Here is a 5,559-nt window from a genome sequence, read left to right as displayed (position 1 = left end):
GTGCGGGGGGTCGACCTGCGGGTGGAGAGCGGGGAGCGGGTGCTGCTGCTCGGGCCCTCGGGGGCCGGCAAGAGCACGCTGCTCGCCGCGCTGGCCGGCCTGCAGCCCGAGGACTCCGGCGAGCAGGAGGGCACCGTCGAGATCGACGGGCTCGACCCGCGCAAGGGCCGGGAACGGGTCGGCATCGTCTTCCAGGACCCGGAGAGCCAACTGGTGATGGCCCGCAGCGGCGACGACGTCGCCTTCGGGCTGGAGAACCGGGGGGTGCCCGCCGGGGAGATCTGGCCCCGGGTGGACGAGGCGCTGCGCCGGGTCGGCTTCCCGTACCACCGGGACCGGCCCACCGCCGCGCTCTCCGGCGGCGAGCAGCAGCGCCTCGCCCTGGCCGGGGTGCTCGCCCTGCGCCCGGGCCTGCTGCTGCTCGACGAACCCACCGCCAACCTCGACCCGGCCGGCGCCGCGCTGGTCCGGGACGCGGTCGCCGGGGCGCTGGACGCCGACACCACGCTGATCCTGGTGGAACACCGGGTGGCCGACGCGCTGCCGCTGGTCGACCGGGTGGTGGTGCTGGAACCCGGCGGCGGCGTGCGCGCCGACGGCACCCCGGAGGCGGTGTTCGGCGCGCACGGCGACGCGCTCGCCGCCGAGGGGGTCTGGGTGCCGGGCCGCCTTGTGCCGCCGCGCCGGGCCGTCGCCCCGGCCGGCGACCTGCTGCTCACCGCCGACCGGCTCGGCCTGCCGCCCCGGCTGGCCCCCACCGACCTCGGGGTACGCGCCGGCGAGGCGCTCGCCGTGCTGGGCCCCAACGGGGCCGGCAAGTCGACCCTGGCCCTGCTGCTCGGCGGGCTGCTCCGGCCCGGCGCCGGCACGGTGACCGCGAGCCCGGCGCTGGCCGGCCCGGACGCCCGCACTCCCCCGCACCGGTGGCGCGCCCCGGCGCTGGCCCGCCGGATCGGCTCGGTCTTCCAGGATCCCGAGCACCAGTTCGTCACCGGCACGGTCTTCGACGAGCTGGCGCTGGGGCCGCGTCGGACCGGGTCACCCGAACCCGCCGTACGCGCCACCGTGGCGGCGCTGCTCGGCCGGCTCCGGCTGGATCGGCTGGCCGCCGCCAACCCGTACACCCTCTCCGGCGGCGAGGCGCGGCGGCTGAGCGTCGCTACCGCCCTGGCCACCGCGCCCCGGCTGCTGATCTGCGACGAACCCACCTTCGGCCAGGACCGGCGGACCTGGCTGGAGCTGGTGGACCTCTTCGCCGAGCTGCGCGACGCCGGGCACGGCGTGGTCACCGTGACCCACGACCCGGAGTTCGTCGCCGCGCTGGCCGACCGGACCCTCACCCTGGGTCGCGCATGACCAGCTCACGCCCCAACCCCGCACCGGACGTCCGGTCCGACCGACCGCGCACCCTGGACCGCCCGTGATCACGCTGGAGCCGGTCGCCGCGCCGGACGCCCCGCTGGCCCGGCGCAACCCGGTGGCCAAGCTGACCGCGGCCCTGGTCTTCTCGTTCATCATGATCGCCACCCTGGACCCGGTGGCGCCGGCCATCGCGGTCGCCGTCGAACTGGCCGTGCTGCCGCTGTTCGGGGTCCGGTTCCGGGTGCTGGCCCGGCGGGCCTGGCCGCTGCTGCTGGGCGCGGTCGGCATCCTGTCCACCCTGGTGCTCTTCGCCGCCGAGCGGTCCGGCCGGGTGCTGGTGGAGGCCGGCCCGGCGGTGGTCACCTCCGGGGTGCTGCTCACCGCGCTGGGCCTGGTGCTGCGGATGTTCGCGGTGGCGCTGCCGGGCGTGATCGTCTTCGCCACCACCGACCCGACCGACCTGGCCGACGCGCTGATCCAGAACGCGAAGGCGCCGGCCCGGTTCGCCATCGGAGCGTTGGCCGCGTTCCGGCTGGTGCCGCTGCTCGGTCAGGAGTGGCAGATGATCAGCCTGGCCCGCCGGGCCCGCGGGGTCGACGCCGGTCGGAACCCGCTGGCCAAGCTGCGGCTCTTCGGCTCGACCGCGTTCGCGCTGCTGGTCGGGGCGATCCGGCGGGGCACCCGGCTGGCGGTGGCGATGGACGCCCGGGGCTTCGACGCGGGCACCCCCCGCACGGTCGCCCGCCGGCAGCGGTTCGGCGCCGCCGACGGCCTGCTGATCGCCGGGGCGGCGGCGGTGGCCGGCGCGGCCCTGACGGTCAGCGTGCTGCTCGGCACCTTCCGCCCGCTGATCGGCTGAGCGGCCACGCCGGGTGGGGCCACGCCGGGTGGCGGAGCCACCGCCGGTGGGCGGCGGCGCCTCCACCCCGGGCCGCCGGTCAGCTGCGCCGGAAGGCGTACCGGCGGGTCTGCCCGGCCCGCTGGGTGCGGCCGGCCGCCTTGCCGCCGCCGGCGATCGGCGGACCGGCCTTCGGGGCGATGGGCCGGGCGGCCGGCAGCACCGGACCGGCCGGCGACACCGGCGCGACCGCCACCTGGTCGAGGTTGACCGGCGTCAGGTCCGCGGCCGACGGCGTGGGCAGGTTGCTGCGGGTCTTCTTCGGATTGCGCTTGGCGGGCATCCGGTGCCTCCTTGTCTGCGGACCGTTCCGGCCGGCGCTGGACGCGGGCGGACGATCCGGCTCGTCAGGTGACCGTCGGGCGACGGTACGGATTCGGGACTGCTCGCCGGGACCGACCACGGAGGACACCACCGCGCAGCGGCAGGTGGGGAATGCGGACGCCCGGGAGCACGCGGACCCGCGGCAAGGGCGGCGGGCCGGCTCGGAGGTGGGGCGTCACTTGCGCATGGCCACACGGTAACGCCCCCACCCGGACGCGCGCAGCCGAATTACCGACGACTGTCGGACCCGACGCGCCGCTACTCCACGCTCACCCCCTGTCGATGTTCGGCGCGCCGGCGGTCGAGGCCGCGATACGGTCGCAGCGGCAGGTGTCGACGGCGGAAGGTGACGGACGGATGGCCGAGCAGGCGACGGCACAGATCGGGGTGACCGGGCTGGCGGTGATGGGCCGGAACCTGGCCCGCAACCTGGCCCGCAACGGCTTCACCGTGGCGCTGCACAACCGCTCGCCGGAGCGCACCCGCAGCCTGGTCGCGGAACACGGCGACGAGGGCACGTTCGTGCCGGCCGAGTCGATGGCCGACTTCGTCGCCGCGCTGGAGCGCCCCCGGGCGGTGATCGTGATGGTCAAGGCGGGCGGCCCCACCGACGCGGTGATCGACGAGTTGATCCCGCTGCTGGACGCCGGCGACATCGTGGTGGACTGCGGCAACGCGCACTTCGCCGACACCCGACGCCGGGAGGTGGCGTTGCGCGGCCACGGGCTGCACTTCGTCGGCACCGGCGTTTCCGGCGGCGAGGAGGGCGCGCTGCGCGGGCCGAGCATCATGCCCGGCGGCTCCGCCGAGTCCTACCGCAAGCTCGGGCCGATCTTCGAGAAGATCGCGGCCCAGGTGGACGGGGTGCCGTGCTGCCGGCACATCGGCCCGGACGGCGCCGGGCACTTCGTGAAGATGGTGCACAACGGCATCGAGTACGCCGACATGCAGCTCATCGCCGAGGCGTACGACCTGCTGCGGGCCGGGCTGGGCGCGGAGCCGGCGGAGCTCGCGGAGATCTTCCGCGAGTGGAACGCCGGTGAGTTGGAGTCGTTCCTCATCGAGATCACCGCCGACGTGCTGGGGCACCGCGACGCGGCCACCGGGCGGGCGTTCGTCGACATCGTGCTGGACCGGGCCGAGCAGAAGGGCACCGGCCGGTGGACCGTGCAGAGCGCCCTCGACCTGGGCATCCCGATCACCGGCATCGCCGAGGCGACCTTCGCCCGGTCGCTGTCCGGGCACGCCGACCAGCGGGCGGCGGCCCGCCGGGCGTTCCCGGACGCCGGCGAGAAGAAGTGGCAGGTCACCGACCGGGACGCGTTCGTCGAGGACGTCCGGCGGGCGCTGCTGGCCAGCAAGATCGTCGCGTACGCTCAGGGCTTCGACCAGATCCGCGCCGGCAGCCGGGAGTACGACTGGGGCATCGACCTGGGCGGCACGGCGACCATCTGGCGGGGCGGCTGCATCATCCGGGCCCGCTTCCTGGACCGCATCCGGCAGGCGTACGACGAGCAGCCGGACCTGCCCACGCTGCTGGTCGCGCCCTGGTTCGCGGACACCGTCAACGACGGCGTGCCGAGCTGGCGGCGGGTGGTGGCCGAGGCGGCCCGGGCCGGGGTGCCGGCGCCGGCGTTCGCCTCCTCGCTGGCGTACTTCGACGCGCTGCGCGCCGAGCGGCTGCCCGCCGCGCTGATCCAGGGCCTGCGGGACAACTTCGGCGCACACACCTACCACCGCGTCGACCGCGACGGCACCTTCCACACCCGCTGGGCCGGCGACCGCTCCGAACTGGAGGCCTGACCGCCCCGCCCCGCGCCCCCGCCCCGCGCGGCTTCGGCCTCGTTCCCGCAAGGAGTGGCTGTTCCGCGGCGGACAGCCATTCTTTCCGGGAACGAGCGTGGCCGGGGTGTCGCGGGGGTCAGGCGATGGTGGCGTGCATCTCCCAGACCAGGATCTCGGCCGGGTCGGTGGCGGTGACCCGCTGGCCGCCGGTGCCGGTGAGCCGGGCGGCGTCGCCGGTGCCGAGCGGGCCGCTGCCCTCCAGGGTCACCGCGCCCGCCGGCACGTAGAGGTGCACGAAGGGCGCGTCCGGCAGGATCACCTCGTCGCCCGGCTGGAGGCGCGCGGCGTGCAGGGTCGCGTACCGGTTGCGGATCCGGATCGCCGACGCCCCGTCGTACCGGTCCATGCCGGAGGCCACCGGCACCAGGCCGCCGCGCAGCAACTGGTCGTCGATCTCCAGCTGCTCGTAGCCGGGGTCGACGCCCTCGGTGTCGGGCAGCACCCACATCTGGACGAAGTGGACCGGGTCGGTGTGCGGATCGCGGCCGTCGAGCCGCCAGGAGTCGTTCTTCTCCGAGTGCAGGATCCCGGTGCCGGCGCTCATCCGCTGGGCCAGCCCGGGATAGATCACCCCGGAGTGCCCGGTGGAGTCCTGGTGCACCAGCGACCCGCGCAGCACCCAGGTGACGATCTCCATGTCCTGGTGCGGGTGGGTCTCGAAGCCGGTGCCCGGCCGGACCACGTCGTCGTTGTTGACCAGCAGCAGGCCGTGGTGGGTGTTCGCCGGGTCGTAGTGCCGGGAGAACGAGAAGGAGTGCTTCGAGTCGAGCCAGGAGATCCGGGTGGCGAAGCGGTCGTCGGCGCGCCGTACGTCCACCCCTGGAACGGGCAGGGTCACCAGGCACGCTGCCCGGTGTCGGTGGGCGCGGGGGCCCAGGTCAGAGCCGGCTCCCCGGTGGCCAGCTCGGCGATCTCGCCCGCGCGCAGCCGGGGCGTGTGGCCGAACTCAGCGCAGTGCTGCTCGGCGATCTCGGCGCAGATCTCGGCCACCTGCTCGCAGATCGGGTCACCGAGGTCGGCGGCGTTCAGCGCCATGATCATCTTGTACCGGAGATCCCGCATCCCCACCCCCGAGGCTCGGCGCGGTCCGGGGCGTACCCCCGGCTCCGATCCTAGGCACCGCCATGCCC

Annotated in this window: 6 protein-coding genes; 3 read left to right on the top strand and 3 right to left on the bottom strand. The window is 75.4% G+C overall.

All coding sequences use genetic code 11. The annotated features are described in order from the left end of the window. Nucleotides 1-1,356 (top strand): ABC transporter ATP-binding protein (locus DLJ47_RS32085; RefSeq protein WP_233258137.1); only part of this gene is annotated, 1,356 nt, incomplete at its 5' end. A gap of 64 nt (nucleotides 1,357-1,420) precedes the next feature. Then, nucleotides 1,421-2,221 (top strand): energy-coupling factor transporter transmembrane component T family protein, encoded by an 801-nt coding sequence (locus DLJ47_RS32080; RefSeq protein ID WP_109905680.1) that lies wholly within the window; start codon nucleotides 1,421-1,423, stop codon nucleotides 2,219-2,221. A gap of 79 nt (nucleotides 2,222-2,300) precedes the next feature. On the opposite strand, the gene DLJ47_RS32075 is transcribed toward DLJ47_RS32080, so the two are convergent. Further along, the gene (locus tag DLJ47_RS32075) at nucleotides 2,301-2,543 is read right to left on the bottom strand and encodes a hypothetical protein (protein ID WP_109905678.1); all 243 of its coding nucleotides are present in this window, start codon (nucleotides 2,541-2,543) and stop codon (nucleotides 2,301-2,303) included. Nucleotides 2,544-2,941: 398 nt separating this feature from the next. Here DLJ47_RS32075 and gndA point away from each other — a divergent pair, with 398 nt between their 5' ends. Then, nucleotides 2,942-4,387, top strand: coding sequence for an NADP-dependent phosphogluconate dehydrogenase (gndA, locus tag DLJ47_RS32070; RefSeq protein ID WP_109905684.1), 1,446 nt, complete (start codon nucleotides 2,942-2,944; stop codon nucleotides 4,385-4,387). A gap of 118 nt (nucleotides 4,388-4,505) precedes the next feature. On the opposite strand, the gene DLJ47_RS32065 is transcribed toward gndA, so the two are convergent. Together DLJ47_RS32065 and DLJ47_RS32060 are read right to left on the bottom strand one after the other, a co-directional pair. Further along, nucleotides 4,506-5,267 (bottom strand): pirin family protein, encoded by a 762-nt coding sequence (locus tag DLJ47_RS32065; RefSeq protein ID WP_109905676.1) that lies wholly within the window; start codon nucleotides 5,265-5,267, stop codon nucleotides 4,506-4,508. Then, nucleotides 5,264-5,491, bottom strand: coding sequence for a thioredoxin reductase (locus DLJ47_RS32060; protein WP_088992437.1), 228 nt, complete (start codon nucleotides 5,489-5,491; stop codon nucleotides 5,264-5,266). Before DLJ47_RS32060 ends, DLJ47_RS32065 begins: the two co-directional genes overlap by 4 nt. Between the last annotated feature and the right edge of the window lie 68 nt (nucleotides 5,492-5,559).

It is taken from the genome of Micromonospora sp. S4605, assembly GCF_003176715.1.
Lineage (GTDB): Bacteria > Actinomycetota > Actinomycetes > Mycobacteriales > Micromonosporaceae > Micromonospora > Micromonospora echinaurantiaca.
Note: the sequence above shows the minus strand (reverse complement) of the source record. Positions and strands in the feature narration are given on the sequence as shown.

Coding starts and splice junctions, on each gene's coding strand:
- DLJ47_RS32075 (WP_109905678.1), bottom strand. CDS start 2,543: ATGCCCGCCAAGCGCAATCCGAAGAAGACCCGCAGCAACCTGCCCACG.
- gndA (WP_109905684.1), top strand. CDS start 2,942: ATGGCCGAGCAGGCGACGGCACAGATCGGGGTGACCGGGCTGGCGGTG.
- DLJ47_RS32060 (WP_088992437.1), bottom strand. CDS start 5,491: ATGCGGGATCTCCGGTACAAGATGATCATGGCGCTGAACGCCGCCGAC.